The following is a 21,860-nucleotide window of genomic DNA, read 5'->3' on the forward strand; positions in this document are numbered from 1 at the left end:
ACCCTCAACGGCAGCAGCCACACACCCCGCCAACCGCTCAACCTGACCCCGCAACGCCCCCACACTCCGCGCCGACACCACCAACGGCACCACCCCCGAACCCACCACAGGAGCAGGGTCGGTGAGCCCGCTGAGGCCGTCAGCCGTCTCGCGGCCCTGGACGGGCTCGCCCGGTGCCTCGGCGTCGCGGGCCGTATCGGTGCGCGCGGCCGCCGGGGGCTCCTCGATGATCGTGTGGGCGTTGGTGCCGCTGGCGCCGAAGGAGGACACACCGGCCCGGCGAGGCTCCTCACCGGCCGGCCACTGCTGTGCCTCCGTCAGCAGCGACACCGCACCGGACTCCCAGTCGACCTTCTCCGACCGCTCCTCCGCATGCAGCGTCGCCGGCAGCACCCCGTGCCGCATGGCCATCACCATCTTCATGACGCCACCGACACCGGAGGCCGCCGCCGCGTGTCCGATGTTGGACTTCAACGACCCCAGCCACAGCGGCCGTTCGGCGGGGCGCCCCTGGCCGTAGGTCGCCAGCAGCGCACCCGCCTCGATCGGATCGCCCAGCGTCGTACCCGTACCGTGCGCCTCCACCACCGCCACCTGCTCCGGCTTCAGCCGCGCATCGGCCAACGCCGCCCGGATCACCCGCTGCTGCGCGCGACCGTTGGGCGCCGTGAGGCCGTTGCTCGCGCCGTCCTGATTGATCGCACTGCCCCGCACCACCGCCAGCACCGGATGCCCGTTGCGCCGCGCCTCCGACAGCCGCTCCAGCAACAGCACACCGACGCCCTCGGCCCAGACGGTGCCGTCCGCCGCCGCGGAGAAAGCCCGGCAGCGGGCGGTGGGGGACAGAGCCCGCTGCCTGCTGTACTCGACGAACCCGGTCGGGGTGGCCATGACCGTCGTCCCACCGGTCAGCGCCATCGACGACTCGCCCTTGCGCAACGACTGACAGGCCAGGTGCAGGGCCACGAGCGACGACGAACACGCCGTGTCGACCGTGAGGGCCGGCCCCTCGAACCCGAGGGTGTAGGAGACCCGACCGGAGAGAATGGCGCCCGAGGCGCCCAGTGACATCTGGCCTTCCAGCCCGTCCGGCAGGTCCGTCACATTGGTGCCGTAGTCGAAGTCCGTGGCCCCGATGAACATTCCCGTGCGGCTGCCGCGCAGCGAGGCGGGAGTGATGCCGGCGCGCTCCAGAGTCTCCCAGGAGACCTCCATCAGCAGGCGCTGCTGGGGGTTCATGGACAGCGCCTCGCGCGGGGAGATGCCGAAGAACGAAGCGTCGAACCGGTCGACGTCGTCCAGGAATCCGCCCTCACGGACGTACGTCTTGCCCTTGCGGTCGGGGTCCGGGTCGTAGAGGGCGTCCAGGTCCCAGCCCCGGTCGGCCGGGAACGGCCCGATGGCGTCCCGCCCTTGGGCGACGAGGTCCCACAGATCCTCGGGCGTGGACACGCCACCGGGGAACCGGCAGCCCATCGCCACGATGGCGATCGGCTCGTGCTCCTGCTCCTGGATGTCGTCCAGGCGCTGACGTGCCACGCGCAGATGTGCGGTGGTCCGCTTGAGGTAGTCGCGAAGCTTCGCTTCGTTCTCCATCACTCGTGAGCTCCTCGAAGACCGTGAAAGGGAAGGTGGTGACTGTGCCTGTGGGTCGGTGTGCGGTGGTTCATGAGATGTCGTCGAGTTCCTGGTCGAGCAGGTCGAACATCTCCTCGTCGGTGGCCACATCGAGGTCGTCGACGGTGTTCTGCCGATCCGCGTCGCCGGCCCAGGTGCGCCACAGCGACTGCAGCCGCTCGGAGACCGCGGCGCGGGCGTCCTCGTCGAGCTGCAACGCGACCAGGGACGCCTCGATCCGGTCCAGATCCGCGAGGACGGGCGTGGCGGGCGAGCCGCCGCCGGGAAGGAGTTCGGTGTCGAGATGGGCGGCGAGCGCGGCGGCAGTGGGATGGTCGAAGACCAGCGTGACCGGCAGCCTGAGTCCGGTGGCAGCGCCGAGGCGGTTGCGCAGCTCCACTGCGGTGAGCGAGTCGAAGCCCAGCTCCTTGAAGGCCCGGTCGGCGTCGACGGCCGTGGAGTGGGGGTGGCCCAGCACGACGGCGGCCAACGAGCGGACCAGGTCGAGCAGGACCCTCTCCCGGTCGGCGTCGCCCAGTGGGGCGAGGCGTCGCAACAGGGCCGCGGAGTCACCGGAGTCCTCACCCTCCGGCCCGCTCTCGGATTCGAGGGCCTCGCGGGCTTCCGGGAGGTCGCGCAGCAGAGGCAGCAGTCGTCCAGCGGCGAGCGCGGGGGCGAACCGGCCCCATTCGAGGTCGGCGACGACCTGGACCGGCTCTTCCCGGGAGACCGCCTGGAGCAGGGCGTCGCCGGCACGGTCGCCGGCCATCGGGGACGCGCCGCGGCGACGCAGCTGCTCCGCCATCGCCTCGTCGACCATGCCTCCCTCGGCGAGGGCGCTCCAGGCCACCGAAGTGGCGGCCAGGCCGTCCGCGTGACGCTGCTGGGCGAGCGCGTCCAGGACGGCGTTCGCGGCGGCGTAGCTCCCCTGACCGGCTGCGCCCACGGTGCCGGCCATGGAGGAGAAGAGCACGAAGGCGGACAGGTCGCGGTCCTTGGTGAGCTCGTGCAGGTGGTGCGCCCCGGTCACCTTGGGGCGCAGGGCCCGGCCGGCCTGTTCGGCCGTCACGGAGTCCAGGACACCGTCGTCGAGTACACCCGCGGCGTGCACCACGGCGGTCAACGGCAGGTCCTCGGGCAGGGAGTCCAGCAGCCGTGCGAGCGCGGCGCGGTCTGCGACATCGCAGGCCGCGACCGTGACCCGGGCGCCGGTCGCCGCGAGTTCCGCCTCCAGTTCGGTGGCGCCGGGTGCCGCGATGCCGCGGCGGCTGATCAGCAGCAGGTGCTGTGCGCCCTCCCGGGCCAGTCTGCGGGCGAGTTCGGAGCCTGCGCCGCCGGTTCCACCGGTGATCAATACGGTGCCGCTCGGCTTCCAGGCGTCTCCCGCCGGGCGGGCAGCGCTCCGCAACAGACGCCGGGCGAACACGCCGGCGTCGCGCACTGCCAGCTGGTTCTCGGGCTGCCGGTCGTCTCCGTCCGTCTGCCCGGCCAGCACACCCGTCAGCCGGGTCAGCGCCCGGTGGTCGAGGACCGCCGGCAGATCCACCAGACCGCCCCAGCGCTGCGGCGACTCCAGGCCGATCACCGCGCCCAGTCCCCAGAGGGCGGCCTGGGCGGGACTGTCGAGCCGGTCGGAGTCGGAGGTCGACACCGCTCCCCGGGTCGCGAGCCACAGCGGCGCCTCGATCCCGGCGTCACCCAGTGCCTGGGTCAGCGTCAGGGTGAGAGCGAGCCTCACAGGCATGGCCGGGGCCTCGGTCCGCGCATCTTCGGTTTGCGGGTCGTCGTCGAGGGCGAGCAGCGACAGCACACCGGCCGGTGGCGGTCCGGCGGGGTCCTTCAGCATCCCGCCGATCCGCTCGGCGAGGCCGGCTCGGTCCGTTCCGGCCGCGACCTCGACGGGGAGGATGTCGGCGCCGAGTGCGGTGAGGCCGGTGAGAACGGCTGCCGCCCGCTGGTCCGCGGCACCTGCTGCCGGTACGGCGACAAGCCAGGTGCCGCCGAGCGATACGACGGCGGACTCCGGGAGCGGCCGCCAGCCGATCCGGTAGCGCCAGGAGTCCAGCGCCGACCGGTCCGCCTGCCGCCGGCGCCACGCGGACAGCACGGGAAGCGCCCTCTCCAGGGCGGTTGCGGTGCCGGAGCCTGCGGTCTCCGGGACCGTGCTGGTGGTCCCGGTCCCGGTGCCCGTCTCCACCGTTGCCGCCAGTGCCGGAAGATCCTCGCTGTCCACCGCTGCCCAGAAGGCGGCTTCCGCGGGGTCGCCCGCGCCACCGGACTTCGGGGCCGGGGTCTCCAGCCAGTAGTGCCGGCGTTGGAAGGGGTAGGTGGGCAGGTCGACGGGACGGGCCCGGCGTCCGCCGAAGAGCGCTGCCCAGTCGACCGCGACACCGCGGACGTACGCCTGCGCCAGCGACAGCAGCAGCCGGTCGAGACCGCCCTCGTCACGGCGCAGCGAGCCGAAGACGACGGCGTCGGTGCCGGCGGCCTCGGCGGTCTCCTGCACCGCGAAGGTCAGTACGGGATGGGGGCTGACCTCGATGACCACCCGGTGGCCCGCGTCCAGCATCCGGCGGGTCGCCCGCTCCAGCTGGACGGTCTGCCGAAGGTTGCGGGCCCAGTACTCCGCGTCGAGGCCCGTGGTGTCGATCGGTTCGCCGGTGACCGTCGAGTAGAAGGCGGTGCCGGACGGACGGGGACTGATCGGCGCGAGGAGTTCCAGCAACTGTCCGTGGATGTGCTCCACCTGCCGCGAGTGTGAGGCGTAGTCGACGGGGATGGTTCTCGCCCGGACGCCGTCGGACTCGCACGACGCCAACAGCTCGCGCAGCGCCTCGGGTTCACCGGAGACCACCATGGAGCAGGGCCCGTTGACGGCGGCGAGCGACAGGCGCTCGCCCCATGGCGCCATGCGTCCGGTGAGTTCGTCCTGCGGCAGCGAGACCGACATCATTCCGCCGCGTCCCGACAGGGCCCGCAGCGCCTGGCTGCGCAGCGCCACCACCCGGGCCGCGTCCTCCAGGGTCAGGGCGCCCGCCACACACGCTGCCGCGATCTCGCCCTGGGAGTGGCCCGCCACTGCCGCGGGCTCCACACCGTACGAGCGCCACAGGGCCGCAAGCGACACCATCACCGCGAACAGCAGCGGCTGCACCACGTCCACCCGCTCCATCGAGGGCGCGCCGGGAGCGCCCCGTACCACGTCCGCCAGCGACCAGTCCGTGAACGGTGCCAGGGCCCGACCGCAGTCGGCCATCGACCGGGCGAACACGGGTGAGGTGGCGCTCAGTTCGCCTGCCATGCCGGCCCACTGTGATCCCTGGCCGGGGAAGAGGAAGACCGGCCTGGTGGTGTTGACCGTGACGCCCTCGGCCAGGCCGGCGGCCGAGCTTCCGGCGGCGAGCGCGTCGAGGCCCGTCAGGAAGTCCTCCCGGGTCCGGCCGACGACCACCGCACGGTGCTCGAACGCGGACCGCGTACGGGCCAGTGCCGGTCCGATGTCGGCCGGGTCGGCCTCGGGGTGCCGGTCCAGGTGTTGCCTCAGCTGTACGGCGCGGGCCCGCAGGGCGGCCTCGGTACGGCCGGCCAAGGGCCACGGCAGCGGCCCGGGAGGCATCGCGCCGGCGGCGCCGGAGAGCACCGACGTGGCCGGCTCCGCTCCCCCGGCTGGTGGCTCCGGTTCCCCGTCCGGCGCCTGTTCGAGGATCACATGGGCATTGGTGCCGCTCACCCCGAAGGCCGATACCGCGCCTCGGCGGGGCCGCGCCCGGTCCGGCCACGGCGTTGCTTCGCCGAGCAGCGACACCGATCCGGCGGACCAGTCCACATCGTGCGAGGGCTCGTCGACGTGGAGGGTCCGGGGCATGAGCCCCTGACGGATCGACAGGACGGTCTTGATGATTCCGCCGATGCCGGCGGCCGCCTGCGTGTGGCCGATGTTGGACTTCAGCGAACCGAGCCGCAGCGGCTGACCGGCTGGACGCCCCCGGCCGTAGGTGGCCAGCAATGCCTGGGCCTCGATGGGGTCGCCGAGCCGGGTGCCGGTGCCGTGCGCCTCCACCAGGTCGATGTCGGCGTGGGTCAGCCCGGCGGCGGCCAGTGCCTGCTCGATGACGCGCTGCTGGGCGGCACCGTTGGGTGCGCTGAGGCCGTTGCTCGCTCCGTCCTGGTTGATCGCACTGGCCCGCACGACGGCGAGCACCGGATGTCCGTTGCGGCGCGCGTCGGACAGTCGCTCCAGGAGCACCATGCCCGCGCCCTCGCCCCAGCCGGTGCCGTCGGCGGCAGCGGCGAAGGGCTTGCAGCGGCCGTCGGGAGCCAGGCCCCGCTGGCGGCTGAACTCGACGAAGACGCCCGGATTCGCCATGATCGCGGCTCCGCCGGCCAGCGCGAGCGAACTCTCTCCCCGCCGCAGCGACTCGGCCGCGAGGTGCAGGGTCACCAGCGACGACGAGCACGCGGTGTCGAGCGTGACGGCGGGGCCCTCCAGGCCGAGGGTGTACGCGATACGGCCGGAGGCCACGCTGGTGACATTGCCGATCAGGAGGTGGCCCTCGACGTTCCGGGCCGCCAGGGCCGGGTCCCCTCCGTACTGGAACGAGGTCGCGCCGACGAAGACGCCGGCCCGCTCCCCCTTCAGCGACAGCGGGTCGATCCCCGCACGTTCGACGGCCTCCCAGGACACCTCCAGCAGCAGCCGCTGCTGAGGGTCCATGGCCAGTGCCTCACGTGGCGAGATCCCGAAGAATGCCGGATCGAACTGCCCGGCCTCGTAGAGGAATCCGCCCTGCCGGGTGTAGCAGGTGCCGGATGTGCCCGCGTCCGGATCGTAGAGGGCTTCCAGGTCCCAGCCCCGGTCGGTGGGGAATGCGGAGACCGCGTCCCGGCCGTCGGCGACCAGTTCCCACAGGTCCTCGGGCGAGCGCACCCCGCCGGGGAAACGACAGCCCATGCCCACGATGGCGATCGGCTCCCGCTCTTTGTCCTCCACCTCCTGGAGGCGCTGCCGGGCGCGATGCAGATCAGCGGTGACCCGCTTGAGGTAGCCGAGAAGCTTGGCTTCTTGCTCGTTGGCCATCAGGACGCCCCGAACTCGTTGTCGATCAGGTGGAAGACTTCGTCGGCGGAGGCCGTCATCAACTGCTCCTCGACCGAGGCCCCGCCGCTCTGCGGCGTACTGCCCAGCAGACCCGCCAGGTCCTGCAGCCGGGTGGCGAGCCGCTCGCGTACGCCGGTGGCCGCCGTGATCTCCCCCAGGGCCTTCTCCCACCGGTCCAGTTCCTCGAAGACCGATGCGGCCGTCGCCGGCTGTTCCGGGAACAGCTCGGCCAGAAGGAACCGGGCGAGCGACGCCGGCGAGGGGCAGTCGAAGATCAGCGTGGCGGGCAGCGGCAGTCCGGTGGCGGCGTTCAGCCGGTTGCGCAGCTCCACCGCCGTGAGCGAGTCGAAGCCGAGCTCCTTGAAGGCCCGGTCGTCGGCTATCGCGGCCGGAGTGGAGTGGCCCAGGACGGCTGCGGTGTGCGTACGCACCAGATCCGTGAGCATCCGCTCCCGTTCGGCCTCCGGCAGTGCGGCAAGACCGTCCTTCGCGCTGCCGGTGCTCTGCTGTGCGGTGTCCTCGGGTTCGCGGGATCCCTCCCGTACCCGCTGTACCTCCGGCAGTTCGTCGATCAGGGGGCTACGGCGGGCAGCGGTGAATGCGGGATGGAACCGATCCCAGCGGACATCCGCGAGAATCAGCGTCGTCTCCTGGCGGGCCAGCGCGCCGTGCAGGGCCGCGACACTCAGGTCCGGTGCCATCGGAGGCAGTCCCCTGCGGCTCAGATGCTCCTCCACACCCTCGCCCTCGATCATGCCCTTGTCCGCCCAGGGTCCCCAGGCCACCGATGTGGCCGCCAGGCCGCGGGCCCGGCGCTTCTCGGCGAGCGCGTCCAGGAAGGAGTTGGCCGCCGCGTACGCACCCTGGCCGCCGCTCCCCCAGGCCGCCGCGACGGACGAGAAGAGCACGAAGGCGTCGACATGGGCTTGGTCGAGCAGCTGGTCGAGATGAACGGCGCCGGAGACCTTGCCCTCGGCCATGGCCGCGAAATCGGCCGGGCTGCTGTCGGCGACCTGCCGGAAATCGACCACCCCGGCGGCGTGGAACACCGCACGCACCGGTGAGCCGTCGGCCGCCAAGCCGTCCAGCAACCCCGCAAGCGCGTCACGGTCGCCGACATCGCACGCGGCGACCGTCACCCGGGCGCCCAGACACGTCAGCTCGGCCGCCAGGTCCGCGGCACCCGGCGCCGTGGCACCGCGCCGGCTGGTGAGGACCAGGTGTTCCGCCCCGGTGCGGGCCAGCCAGCGGGCCACCTGAGCTCCCAGGCCGCCGGTACCGCCGGTGATGAGAACGGTGCCGTTCGGCTGCCACTTCTCCTGATCGGGCAACGCCCCCAGCGGAGCGTGCACCAACCGCCGTACGAAGAGTCCCGCGGCACGCACCGCGAGTTGGTCCTCGTCGTCCGCGGCGGCGAGCACCCCGGCCAGCCGGGCGGCGGCGCGCTCGTCGACCACGCTCGGCAGATCGACCAGGCCGCCCCAGCGCTCGGGATGCTCCAGACCGACCACACGGCCCAGGCCCCAGACAGCTGCCTGCTCGGGGCGGTCCATGGGATCGGTCGGGCTCACCGAGACGCCACCTCGGGTCGCGAGCCACAGGGGGCAGTTGACCTCCATGTCCCCCAGCGCCTGCACCAGCGCGAGGTTCAGCGCCAGACCGTACGACAGCGCCGGATGGCGGGGGTGGGGATCATCGGCGAGGGCGAGCAGGGACAGCACGCCCTCCGGTATTTCCCCGGCAGTCGCCGACCGCAGTCGTGCGGCAATCGCATCGCGATCGTCCTCGGGCAGCTCGACGGCTCTCGCGCGCGCTCCGCGCTCCTGTAGCCCCCGCAGCACGGCGGCCTGCGCTTCGCTGCCGGATGCTGCGGCCGGAACCGCCACCAGCCAGGTGCCGGACAGCGAGCCGCGCGGCTCGCCGGCCACCGGATGCCAGGCGATCCGGTACCGCCAGGCTTCCGTGACGGCGTGGTCGTTCTGCTTGCGGTGCCATGAGGACAACAGGGGCACCATGCCGCTCAACGGCGTGGCGGGGTCGACTTCGAGCATCGAGGCCAGCGCCGCGAGGTCCTGGCGCTCCACCGCGTCCCAGAAGCCGGCATCGACGGACCTGTCGCGTGGTGCGATCACGGGCGCATCGGGGACGGACGGGGTCTCGAACCAGTAGCGGTCGCGCTGGAAGGCGTACGTCGGCAGGTCCACCTGACGGGCACCGCGTCCGTCGAAGAACGCCCGCCAATCCACCTCAATCCCTGCGGCGTGCATCCGGCCCAATGCCGCTACCGCCGACTCCTCCTCACCCCGGCCCTTACGTGAGAGCGCAATGAACTCGCCCTTTTCGACGCACGATTCACCCATCGCGGAGAGCACACCGGCGGGTCCCAGCTCGACAAACCGATTCACCCCGCGAGACGACAGTGCACGCATCCCGTCGTGAAAGCGCACCGCCTCCCGCACATGACGCACCCAGTACTCCGCCGAACACACCAACCCCGACGAAGCCACCTCGCCCGTCACATTCGACACCAACCCCAAACACGGCTCCCGAAACTCCACCCCCTCAACAATCCGCCGAAAGTCCTCCAGCATCGGCTCCACCAACGCCGAATGGAAAGCATGAGAAACCCGCAGACGCGACGACTTCCAACCGCCCGAAGCCACCACCTCACACACCGCATCCTCAACACCCGACAACACCACCGACCGCGGACCGTTCACCGCAGCCACCGACACACGATCCCCGCACCCCACCAGGAACGGCGCGACCTCCTCCTCCGAAGCCACCACCGACACCATCGCCCCACCCACCGGCAATGCCTGCATCAAACGACCACGCGCCACCACCAAAGCCACCGCATCCTCAAGCGACCACACCCCCGCAACAAACGCCGCAGCCAACTCCCCCACCGAATGCCCCATCACGAAGTCCGGCCGCACACCCCACGACTCCACCAACCGGAACAACGCCACCTCAAAAGCAAACAACCCCACCTGAGCAAAACCCGTACCCTCCAACAACGGAACCCCCTCAGGCCCCATCACACCGGAGAACACGACTTCACGCAGCGAACAGCCCAAGAGTTCATCCGCCGCCGCACACACCTCGTCAAACGCAGCAGCAAACACCGGGAACACGTCATACAACTCCCGGCCCATCCCCACACGCTGCGCACCCTGACCCGTGAACAAAAACGCCGTCAGGCCATTCAGCAATCCCGAGCCCATTCCCCGACCCGAGGCCAACTCACCCAAACCGGCGAGCAATTCTTCTTTCTCGCGGCCGACCACCACAGCACGGTGCTCGAACGCCGCGCGCCCCGTCGCCAACGAGAAACCCACATCAACCGGCGACACCCCCGGAGCCAAGGCCACATGCTCACGCAACCGCTCCGCCTGCGCCCGCAACGCACCCACCGACCGACCCGACACCACCCACGGCACCACCACACCAACACCGCCCGGCGCCATAACAGTTGACGTCTCCGCCGCCTCAGCGTCGACGGCCGGCGCCTGCTCCAAAATGGCGTGCGCATTCGTGCCACTGATCCCGAACGCCGACACACCGGCACGACGCGGCGCACCCGTCGACGGCCACTCCCGCGCCTCGGTCAACAACTCCACCGCACCCGCAGACCACTCCACGTGCGGCGTCGGCTCATCCACATGCAACGTCTGCGGCAACACACCGTGCCGCATCGCCATCACCATCTTGATCACACCAGCCACACCCGAAGCAGCCTGCGTATGACCGATGTTCGACTTCAACGCACCAAGCCACAGCGGCTGCTCCGCCGAACGTCCCTGCCCGTACGTTGCGAGCAAAGCGCCCGCCTCGATGGGATCACCCAGCGACGTCCCCGTCCCGTGCGCCTCCACCGCATCCACATCCGCCGGGGAGAGTCCGGCGGAGTCCAACGCCGCCCGGATCACCCGCTGTTGTGAAGGCCCGTTCGGCGCACTCAGACCGTTACTCGCACCGTCCTGATTGATCGCCGAACCCCGCACCACCGCCAGCACCTGATGGCCATTGCGCCGCGCGTCCGACAGCCGCTCCAACAGCAGCATGCCCGCGCCTTCGGCCCAGCTTGTCCCGTCGGCGGCTGCGGAGAACGCCTTGGAACGGCTGTCACGGGCCAGCCCCCGCTGCCGACTGAACTCGATGAAGAGGCTGGGGGTGGACATCACGGTCACGCCGCCGGCCAGCGCCATTGAGCACTCGCCACGGCGCAGCGACTCCGCGGCCAGGTGGAGGGCCACCAGCGACGACGAGCAGGCCGTGTCGACCGTGAGGGCCGGGCCCTCCAGGCCCATGGCGTAGGCGATGCGGCCGGACACCACGCTGGCCGCCTTGCCGGTCAGCAGGTAGCCCTCTAGGTCTTCGGGCAGTTGCCGCAGGTGTGCGGCGTAGTCCTGTCCGTTGGTGCCGATGAACACGCCCGTCGGCGTTCCGCGGCGCGTGGACGGGTCGATGCCCGCGCGCTCCACGACCTCCCAGGAGGTCTCCAGCAGCAGCCGCTGCTGGGGGTCCATGGCGAGTGCCTCACGCGGCGAGATGCCGAAGAACTCGGGGTCGAAGTCGTACGCGTCGTAGAGGAAGCCGCCTTCCTTGGCGTAGGTCTTGCCCCGCTGGTCGGGGTTCGGGTCGTAGAGGTCCTCGACACTCCAGTTCCGGTCGGCGGGGAAGGCGGAGATCACGTCGCTGCCGCCGGCGACCAGCGACCACAGGTCCTCCGGGCTGCGCACCCCGCCGGGGAGGCGGCAGCTCATTCCGACGATCACGATCGGGTCGTCGTCCGGCGCTGTCCGGGTCGTCGGGACGGGCGCCGCGGGGGCTTCCGGCTCCCCCAGCGCGGCGGTCTTGAGGTATCCGGCGAGCGCCGCGGGGGTCGGGTGGTCGAAGAGCAGACTGGTCGGCAATCGCAGACCGGTGGCGCCGTTCAGCCGGTTGCGGAGCTCCACCGCGGTCAGCGAGTCGAAGCCGACCTCACGGAACGCGCGGGTCGGAGGGATCGCTTCCGGGGACGCGTGCCCGAGTACGGCCGCGGCGTGCGAGCGCACCAGATCCAGCAGGAACGGGCCCCGCTCCTCGTCGCGCAGTCGTGCCAGTCGCTGCCCCAGCGAGGTCGCACCGGAGTCGGTGAGGGCCTGCGCCGCCCGCCGGTGCGTGGTGCGTATCAGGCCGCGGAACAGGTGCGGTACGGGCCGGGAGTCGGCCTGCGCGCGGACAGCCGCCAGGTCGAGGCGGGCCGGTACCAGCGCGGCATCGCCCACCGTGAGGGCGGTGTCGAAAAGGGCCATGCCCTCCGCGGAGGGCATGGCGGCGACGCCGGACCGCGCCATGCGTCGCACATCGGTGTCGTCCAGGTGGACGCTCATGGCGCTGCGCTGGTCCCACAGCCCCCAGGCCAGGGACTGGCCGGCCAGACCGCGCGAACGGCGGTGCTGGGCCAGCGCGTCCAGGAAGGCGTTCGCCGCGGCGTAGTTCGCCTGACCGGCGCCGCCGATGGTGGCGACGACGGAGGAGTACAGCACGAAGGCGGCGAGGTCCAGGTCCGCGGTCAGCTCGTGCAGGTTGACCGCCGCGTCCACCTTGGGCCGCAGCACCTCGTCGACCCGCTCCGGGGTCAGGGCGGCGAGGACGCCGTCATCGAGGACTCCGGCGGTGTGGATCACGGCGGACAGCGGGTGCTCGGCCGGTACCCGGGCCAGCAGCCCGGAGAGGGCCTCACGGTCCGCGACGTCGCACGCGGCGACCATGACGGTGGCGCCGGCCTCGGTCAGTTCGGACCGCAGCTCCTGTGCGCCCGCCGCGGCGAGCCCGCGGCGTCCGACCAGCAGCAGGTGCCGTACGCCGTACTCGGCCACGGCATGGCGAGCAGCCAGGGCGCCCAGCGTGCCGGTCCCGCCGGTGATCAGTACGGTGCCGTCCGGGTCGAAGGGCGGCGGGCCGGCAGGGGCGCCGTCCGGCACGCGGGCGAGCCGGGGCACGAGCACGCTACCGGCGCGTACGGCGGTCTGCGGCTCGCCGGAGTCCAGCGCGGCCGGGAGCGCACCCAGCGAGTGAGGATCCGTGTCGAGGTCCACCAGGACGAACCGGTCCGGCTCTTCCGTCTGCGCGGAGCGGATCAGGCCCCACAGGGCGGCGTGGGCCAGGTCGGGGACGTCCTCTTCGGGTCCGGTCGCGATCGCGCCCCGGGTGACGAACACCAGCTGGGTGGTGGCGAAGCGTTCCTCGGAGAGCCACCGTTGTACGAGGGACAGTGCCCCGTGCACGGCGTCCCGGACTCCGTCCGCCGTCTCCACGGCGGTGGCGTCGGGCGGCGTGCAGGACACCAGCACGGCATCCGGCGCGTCGACCGGGTCGGCTTCCATGGGGAAGGCCGGAAGGTGAAGTCCGGTACGGAGTCCGAGGGTGTCGTCGCCGAGCACGGCCCATCGGCGGCGCCGTGGCGCGGGTGCGGTCGGCGCGGGGGTCCATGTGACGCGCAGCAGTGACTCGTGGAACGCGACGCGACCGCCCTGGAGGTCCTCGGGGCGCGTCGGGCGCAGGGCCACCTCGTCAACGGTCGCCACGGGGTGGCCGCTCGGATCGGCGGCCTCGACGGACACCCCGTCGGGGCCGGTGGGCGTCAGCCGCACGCGCAGTCCGGACGCTCCGGTCGCGTGGAGCGCGACGCCCTTCCATGCGCACGCCAGCCGGGCGTCGGCGTCCGCGCCCTCCGCGGCGTTTCCGTGGCCGGCCGCATCCGTCCTGTGCAGAACGGCTTCCAGCAGCGCCGGGTGCAGGCCGAACAGTCCAGCCTCGCTCGTGGTGTCCTCGGTGAGGCGGACCTCGGCGAAGAGCTCTTCGCCGAGACGCCACAGGGCGACGACCCCGTCCGCGCCGGCACCTTCCACGGGAACCGCGCCGGCCGGGGGCCATGCCGCAAGGTCGAACGACGCTGCGGTGCCACCGGAGGTCAGGACAGCCCTGGCATGGCGCTGCCACGGCGCGTCCGGCCCGGCGTGCTCCGCCCGCGCGAACACCTCCAGCGTCCTGCGGTCGTCCTCGGCCGCGCCGAGCCGCACCTGGACGACCACCGCGCCCTGCGCGGGAAGGGGCAGCGGCGCTTCGACGATCAGCTCCTCGATCCGCTCGTACCCGACGTGGTCCCCGGCGCGGAAGGCGAGTTCGACGAAGGCACTGCCGGGCAGCACCGGTGTGCCCAGCACGGTGTGGTGGGCGAGCCAGGGGTGTGTCTGGAGGGCCAGGCGACCGGTGAACAGGTAGCTGTCCGAGCCGGCCAGGGCTGTCGAGGCGCCGAGGAGCGGGTGGCCGGCCGGGGCCAGACCGGCCGCCGTCACGTCAGCGGCCGGGGCGGAGCCGGACAGCCAGTACAGCTCACGCTGGAAGGCATAGGTCGGAAGTGCCACGCGCCGTGCGTCGTGCCCGGCGAACACTGCCTCCCAGTCCGGCTCGATCCCTCGGACCGCAGCTTCCGCGAGTGAGGTGAGGAGGCGCTGTGCCCCACCTTCCTGGCGGCGCAGCGATCCGACGACGGCGATATCGGCCCCTGCGTCCTCGGCCGTCTCCTGCAGCGCGGTCGACAGCACCGGATGAGGGCTGCACTCGATGAACCCGGTGCAGCCGGAAGCGAGCAAGGCCCTTCCGGCCGCTTCGAATCGGACCGTCTCGCGGATGTTCCGGTACCAGTACTCCGTGTCCAGCTGACGCGTGTCCAGCCGCCCGCCTGTCACCGTGGAGTAGAAGGGGATCCGGGACGCCAGCGGGGTCACCGTCCGCAGGCCCGACAGCATGCGCTCGCGGAGCGCCTCCACCTGGGCGGAATGGCCCGCCGTGTCGACGCCGCGGACCCGGCGGGCCCGGACGCCCTCGGCCTCCAGCTCGGCCAACAGCGCGTCGAGGGCCGCGGGTTCCCCGGAAACGGTCACCGTCCGCGGTCCGTTCACGGCGGCGATGGACAGCCGGTCGCCCCAGCGTTCAAGGCGCTCGCGAGCTTCGTCGGCGGGCAGCGAGACCGCCATCATGCCGCCCTTACCGTCGAGTTCCGCCCAGAGTCGGCTGCGCAGGGCCACGATGTGGGCCGCGTCCTCAAGCGTCAGGCCGCCGGCGACGTATGCTCCGGCGATCTCGCCCTGGGAGTGGCCGATCACCGCCGCGGGCTTGATCCCGTACGACTGCCACACGGCGGCGAGCGACACCATCACCGAGAACAGCGCGGGCTGGATCACGTCGATACGGTCCAGCGAGGGCGCGTCCGGTGCGCCGAGCAGCACATCCAACAACGACCAGTCGAGGAAAGGCCGCAGGGCATCGGCGCACGCCCGCAGCTGTGCCGCGAAGACCGGGGAGTCCTGCCACAGCTCCTGTGCCATGCCGAGCCATTGCGAGCCCTGCCCGGGGAAGACGAGAACGGCGTTGCGCGCGTCACCGCTCGTGGCATGCACCAGGTTGGGGGCGGTACTGCCGTTCGCGAGCGCGGTGATCCCTTGGAGGAACCCTTCACGATCATCCGCGACGACCGCCGCACGGTGGGCGAAGGCGGTACGCGTGGTGGCGAGGGAGTAACCGATGTCGGCGAGACCGGCATCGGGGTGGGCGGCCAGGTGTTCACCAAGCCGCTCGGCCTGCGCCTGCAGCGCCTCCTCCGTCCTGCCGGAGATCGTCCAGAGGAGGGGGGCGGGGAGAGCAGTGGAGGAGGAGTCCGGTCCCTCCGGCTCCGGGGCTGTGGCGTCGTCCACAGCGGAGTGCGCGCTCCCGCCCACCTCCGCCGGGGAAGCGGCAGGCTCCTCCGGGGCCTGCTCAAGGATGGCGTGGGCATTGGTGCCGCTGATGCCGAAGGAGGAGACGCCGGCGCGCCTCACCCGCCCGGTCGACGGCCACGGCATCGGGTCGGTCAGCAGCCGCACCGCGCCCGATTCCCAGTCGACATGCCCGGACGGCTCGTTGACGTGCAGGGTCTGCGGCAGCAGGCCATTTCGGATGGCCATCACCATTTTGATGACGCCGGCCACACCGGCTGCCGCCTGGGGGTGACCGAAGTTGGACTTCAGCGAACCGAGCCACAGCGGCTCGCTGTCGCCCCGGTCCTGCCCATAGGTCGCGAGCAGCGCTCCGGCCTCGATCGGATCGCCGAGTGCGGTGCCCGTTCCGTGCGCCTCGACCGCGTCCACGTCCCGTGAGGACAGCCCCGCGTCCGCGAGCGCCGCTTGGATCACCCGCTGCTGCGAGGGGCCGTGCGGGGCGGTCAGCCCATTGCTGGCGCCGTCCTGGTTGACGGCCGAGCCCCGGACCACCGCAAGCACCTGGTGGTCGTTGCGCCGGGCGTCCGACAGCCGCTCCAGGAGGATCATGCCGACGCCCTCGCCCCAGCCGGTGCCGTCCGCCCGGTCGGAGAACGCCTTGCACCGGCCGTCGGGGGACAGCGCCTTCTGCCGGCTCAGTTCGACGAAGATGCCGGGGCTGGACATCACCGTGACACCACCGGCCAGTGCCAGCGAGCACTCGCCGCGGCGCAGCGACTGGATCGCCAGGTGGATGGCTGTCAGCGAGGCGGAGCACGCGGTGTCCACCGAGACGGCGGGGCCTTCAAGGCCCAAGGTGTAGGAGATGCGTCCGGAGAGGACGCTGGTCGTGCTGCCGGTCAGCAGGTAGCCCTCGTGGCCCTCCGACGGCTCCTCCATACGGGGCCCGTAGTTCTGGGGCATGGCGCCGACGAACACGCCGGAACGGCTTCCCTTGAGCGCACCCGGCCGGATCCCGGCGCGTTCCAGAACCTCCCAGGACGTTTCGAGCAGCAGGCGCTGCTGGGGGTCCATGGCCTGTGCCTCGCGGGGGCTGATGCCGAAGAACGTGGGGTCGAAGCGGCCCGCGTCGTAGAGGAAGCCGCCCTCCCGCACGTAGCTCTTGCCCTGCTCGGCCGGGTCGGGGTCGTACAGGTCCTCCAGGTCCCAGCCGCGCTCGGTGGGGAATCCGGCAATGACGTCCCGACCGCCGGCGACCACCTCCCACAGGTCCTCCGGGGTCCGTACGCCCCCCGGAAGCCGGCAGCTCATCGCGACGATGGCGATCGGGTCGTCCTCGGCGGCGTGCCGCGGCGATGCCGGCAGGGGGGTGCGATCGGTTCCGAGGTCCAGGACGGACGACCGGATGTGGTCGGCGAGCGCAGCGGGCGTCGGGTGATCGAAGAGGACGGTGCCGGGCAGTCGCAGCCCGGCGGCGACATTCAGCTGATTGCGGAGTTCCACGGCGGTGAGCGAGTCGAAGCCCAGTTCCTTGAACGCCCGGTCCGTGCCGATCGCTGCGGGGCTGGTGTGGCCGAGGACGAGTGCGGTGTACCTGCGGACGAGTTCCCGTGCGGCATCGCGCTGCTCGGCCTCGTCGGAGAGGGCAAGCATGTGGTCCCGCCATGTGAACGATTCTTCGGTGACGGGGGCGTCGAGCTCGCCGAGCGGAGTGTCCAGCCAGTAGCGCTCACGCTGGAAGGCATACGTCGGCAGATCCACCCGACGGGCACCGCGTCCGTCGAAGAACGCCCGCCAATCCACCTCAATCCCCGCGGCATGCATCCGGCCCAATGCCGCTACCGCCGACTCCTCCTCACCCCGACCCTTACGCGAGAACGCAATGAACTCGCCCCCCTCGACACACGATTCACCCATCGCCGAAAGCACACCGGCCGGACCCAACTCCACAAACCGATTCACCCCGCGAGACGACAGTGCACGCATCCCGTCGTGAAACCGCACCGCCTCCCGCACATGACGCACCCAATACTCCGCCGAACACACCAACCCCGACGAAGCCACCTCGCCCGTCACATTCGACACCAACCCCAAACACGGCTCCCGAAACTCCACCCCCTCCACAACCCGCCGGAAGTCCTCCAGCATCGGCTCCACCAACGCCGAATGGAAAGCATGAGAAACCCGCAGACGCGACGACTTCCAACCGCCCGAAGCCACCACCTCACACACCGCATCCTCAACACCCGACAACACCACCGACCGCGGACCATTCACCGCAGCCACCGACACACGATCCCCGCACCCCACCAGGAACGGCGCGACCTCCTCCTCCGAAGCCACCACCGACACCATCGCCCCACCCACCGGCAACGCCTGCATCAGGCGACCACGCGCCACCACCAAAGCCACCGCATCCTCAAGCGACCACACCCCCGCAACAAACGCCGCAGCCAACTCCCCCACCGAATGCCCCATCACGAAATCCGGCCGCACACCCCACGACTCCACCAACCGGAACAACGCCACCTCAAAAGCAAACAACCCCACCTGAGCAAAACCCGTCCCCTCCAACAACGGAACCCCCTCAGGCCCCGCCACACCGGAGAACACCACCTCGCCCAGCGAACAGCCCAAGAGTTCATCCGCCGCCGCACACACCTCATCAAACGCAGCAGCAAAAACCGGGAACACCCCATACAACTCCCGGCCCATCCCCACACGCTGCGCACCCTGACCCGTGAACAAAAACGCCGTCAGAGCATCAGAGACCTGCGACCCCGGCGCCCGTCCGGACGCCAACTCGTGCAGTTCAGCGAGCAATTCTTCCTTCTCGCGGCCGACCACCACGGCACGGTGCTCGAAAGCCGCACGCCCCGTCGCCAACGAGAAACCCACATCAACCGGCGACACCCCCGGAGACAAGGCCACATGCTCACGCAACCGCTCCGCCTGCGCCCGCAACGCACCCACCGACCGACCCGACACCACCCACGGCACCACCACACCAACACCGCCCGGAACCGCGACATCCTTCGGCTCCGCGGACCGTGGCCGGCTCGACAGCACCATGTGGCAGTTGGTGCCGCCCATGCCGAATGAGCTGACGCCGGCGAGCAGCGGCCCGCCGTCGACGCGCGGCCACTCCTCACGTTCCGTCTGGACCCGGAGGTTCCATGTGTCCAGTGGAATGGCGGCGTTGGGCGTCTCGAAGTGGAGGCTCGGAGGGAGTTCCTGATTCCGGAGGGACAGGACGGCCTTGAGCAAGCCCGTGATCCCGGCCGCCCCCTCCAGGTGGCCGACGTTGGTCTTGGCGGAGCCGACCCGCAGCGGGGAGTCCGCCGTCCGGGCCCCGCCCAGAACGGTTCCGAGCGCTGCCGCCTCGACCGGGTCACCGACCTTGGTACCGGTGCCGTGCAGCTCCACGTACTGCACCTCGGCCGGGTCGACCCCGGCGAGCCGGTACGCCTCGTGCAGCACCTCTTCCTGACCCGCCTGGTCCGGCGTGGTGAGGCTGAGACCGCCGCCGTCGTTGTTGATGGCGGAGCCCTCGATCAGGCAGTGGATCCGGTCGCCGTCGGCCACCGCCCGCGACAGCGGCTTCAGGACGACGAGGGCACCGCCCTCACCGCGCACGTAACCATTGGCCCGGGAGTCAAAGGTGTAGCACCGGCCGTCGGGTGACAGGGCGCCGAATTTCGATGCGCCCGCAAAGCTCTCGGGGGCGATGTTGAGGTTGACGCCGCCGGCCAGTGCGCTGTGCGACTCTCCGCGCCGGAGGCTCTCGCATGCCATGTGCACGGCGACCAGCGACGACGACTGGCCGGTGTCCACGACCATGCTGGGGCCGCGCAGCCCGAGGATGTAGGAGATGCGGTTGGCGATGATGCTGCGCTGCAGTCCGGTCAGCGAGTGCTGGGTGACGGCCGGCAGACCCTGCTGGTGCTGCAGGGCCGCGTAGTCGTCCGCGATGGCACCGACGAACACACCGGTCCGGCTCCCTGTCAGTGAGGCCGGGACGGAGCCCGCGTCCTCCAGCGCCTCCCAGCTGAGTTCGAGCATGAGGCGCTGCTGCGGGTCCATGGCCGCGGCTTCCCTCGGTGAGATGCCGAAGAACTCCGGGTCGAATCGATCGACCTGGCTGAGGAATCCACCGCGGCCGGACTCCGGGGTGAGTCCGGTGGTCAGGCAGCGAGCCTCGGATATTTCGGTGATGGCGTCGACACCGTCACGGAGAAGTTTCCAGAATGCGTCCGGCGTGGACGCCTGCGGAAGACGGCAGGACAGCCCGACGACGGCGATCGGATCGTTTTGCATCTCGGGGTTCCCAGACATCACGATTCGGATCGCCTTTCCACAGAAAAATCAACGCCAAAGAATAAAGGGGTAACTCATGGGAGGTCATTCAGGCACCGTCGGGGGACCAACCCCTGATCAGCGAAATGACCCCTCCTGCGCGCATTTCAGCCCTGGGGGCGCCTCAGTGGTTCCCACCAGTCACGGTTCTCCGTGTACCAGCGGATGGTCTCCGCCAGTCCGGTCTCGAACAAGACCCGAGGGGCATATCCCAGTCGGCTGCGAATCTTGTCGATATTCACCGAATACCGGCGGTCGTGCGCCTTTCGGTCAGGCACCCGATGCACCATCGAATCATCCAATCCGAAAGCATCGAGCAGCCGGTCCACGAACGCACGGTTGGTCAATTCCGTGCCGCCGCCGATGTGGTAGATCTCGCCCGGTTCACCGCCCTCGGCGACCAAGGCGATCCCCCGGCAGTGGTCTTCGACATGGAGCCAGTCCCGGATGTTCCCGCCGTCCCCGTACAGCGGCACTGTGCGGCCGTCGAGCAGGTTGGTGATGAACAATGGGACGAACTTCTCCGGATGCTGATACGGGCCGTAGTTGTTCGAGCAACGGGTGACACAGACCGGCAGCCCGTGCGTTCGGTGGTACGCCCGTGCCAGCAGGTCCGAAGAGGCTTTGGACGCCGAATACGGGGAGTTGGGCTGGAGTGGCTCCTCCTCGCTCCAGGAACCCGCATCGATGGAGCCATAGACCTCGTCGGTCGAGACGTGGACGAACTTCTGCACCGCAGCATCGGTCGCGGCCTGCAAGAGCGTGTGGGTCCCCACCACATTGGTCATCACGAACTCGGCCGAGCCGGCGATCGACCGGTCGACGTGGGACTCGGCGGCGAAGTGGACGACGAGGTCCGTGCCGCGCATCAGTTCCTCGACCAGCGGTCCGTCGCAGATGTCGCCCCGGACGAAACGCAGCCGGGAGCTGTCGGCGACCGCGGCCAGATTCGCCTCGTTGCCGGCGTAGGTGAGCTTGTCCAGCACCACCACGTCGGCCTGCGCGAATGCCGGGTAACAGCCGGTCAGCGTCTGCCGTACGAAGTGCGAGCCGATGAAGCCCGCCCCTCCGGTCACCAAAATGCGCACGGGGCTATCTCACACCTTTCGACGCGACGTCCCTGAGGTACTCGCCGTAGCCGGACTTGTTCAGTTGCGCTCCCAGCGCGTAGCAGGCTTCCGCGTCGATGAAGCCCATGCGGAACGCGATCTCCTCCAGGCAGGCGATCCGCACCCCCTGTCGCTGCTCCAGGACCTGGACGTACTGACCGGCCTGGAGCAGCGAGTCGTGGGTACCGGTGTCGAGCCAGGCGAAGCCGCGGCCGAGGTTCACCAGCTGGGCCCTGCCCTGCTCCAGGTAGATGCGGTTCACGTCGGTGATCTCGAGTTCGCCCCGGGCGGAGGGCCGCAGGTTCTTCGCGATGTCGACCACGTCGCTGTCGTAGAGGTACAGCCCGGTGATGGCCAGATCGGATCGGGGGTCGGACGGCTTCTCCTCGATGGACAGCAATTTCCCACCCTTGTCCACCTCCCCGACGCCGTAGCGCTCGGGGTCACTCACCGGGTAGCCGAAGAGCACACAGCCGTCGACGTGCCGGGTGTGGCCGTGGAGCAGCTTCGAGAACCCCGGGCCGTGGAAGATGTTGTCCCCGAGGGCCAGCGCCACCGATTCACTGCCGATATGGTCGGCGCCGATGACCATGGCCTCGGCGATCCCATTGGCCTGCCGCTGCTCGGCGTATTCGATGGTGAGTCCCAGATTCGACCCATCGCCCAACAACACCTGGAAGAGCGGGAGGTGATCCGGCGTCGAGATGATGAGGATGTCACGTATGCCGCCCAGCATGAGCACCGACAGCGGATAGTAAATCATCGGCTTGTCGTAAACCGGAAGCAGTTGTTTTGACACCGCGCGCGTCAAAGGGTGCAGCCGGGTGCCGCTGCCACCGGCGAGCACAATTCCCTTCACCAGGTCTCCCGGTGATCACATACCTGCATTCTGACTTCTCCGATGGGGCGATTGAACCGGCTGGAAGTGAGGTC

Annotated in this window: 5 protein-coding genes; all 5 read right to left on the reverse strand. The window is 70.5% G+C overall.

The genetic code is table 11. The annotated features are described in order from the left end of the window. Positions 1-1,599: type I polyketide synthase (locus tag ACIRQ7_RS30690; protein ID WP_404265877.1), on the reverse strand; the 1,599-nt coding region annotated here is incomplete at its 3' end. 67 nt (positions 1,600-1,666) lie between these two features. Beyond that, the gene (locus ACIRQ7_RS30695; RefSeq protein ID WP_404266112.1) at positions 1,667-6,697 is read right to left on the reverse strand and encodes a type I polyketide synthase; all 5,031 of its coding nucleotides are present in this window, start codon (positions 6,695-6,697) and stop codon (positions 1,667-1,669) included. Continuing rightward, on the reverse strand, positions 6,694-19,779 hold the full coding sequence (locus ACIRQ7_RS30700) for a type I polyketide synthase (protein ID WP_404265878.1): 13,086 nt from the start codon (positions 19,777-19,779) through the stop codon (positions 6,694-6,696). Before ACIRQ7_RS30700 ends, ACIRQ7_RS30695 begins: the two co-directional genes overlap by 4 nt. 146 nt (positions 19,780-19,925) lie before the next feature. Beyond that, positions 19,926-20,906 (reverse strand): dTDP-glucose 4,6-dehydratase, encoded by a 981-nt coding sequence (gene rfbB, locus ACIRQ7_RS30705; RefSeq protein ID WP_404265879.1) that lies wholly within the window; start codon positions 20,904-20,906, stop codon positions 19,926-19,928. Between the two features lie 4 nt (positions 20,907-20,910). Next, positions 20,911-21,786: a glucose-1-phosphate thymidylyltransferase RfbA gene (rfbA, locus tag ACIRQ7_RS30710; protein WP_404265880.1), complete on the reverse strand. Its 876-nt coding sequence runs from the start codon at positions 21,784-21,786 to the stop codon at positions 20,911-20,913. Positions 21,787-21,860 lie beyond the last annotated feature (74 nt).

The sequence above is a fragment of the Streptomyces sp. NPDC101393 genome, assembly GCF_044767385.1.
Classification (GTDB): Bacteria; Actinomycetota; Actinomycetes; order Streptomycetales; family Streptomycetaceae; genus Streptomyces.

What these genes read in the sequence shown, in the direction of transcription:
- ACIRQ7_RS30700 (WP_404265878.1), bottom strand. Translation starts at nt 19,779, where the DNA reads ATGCAAAACGATCCGATCGCCGTCGTCGGGCTGTCCTGCCGTCTTCCG.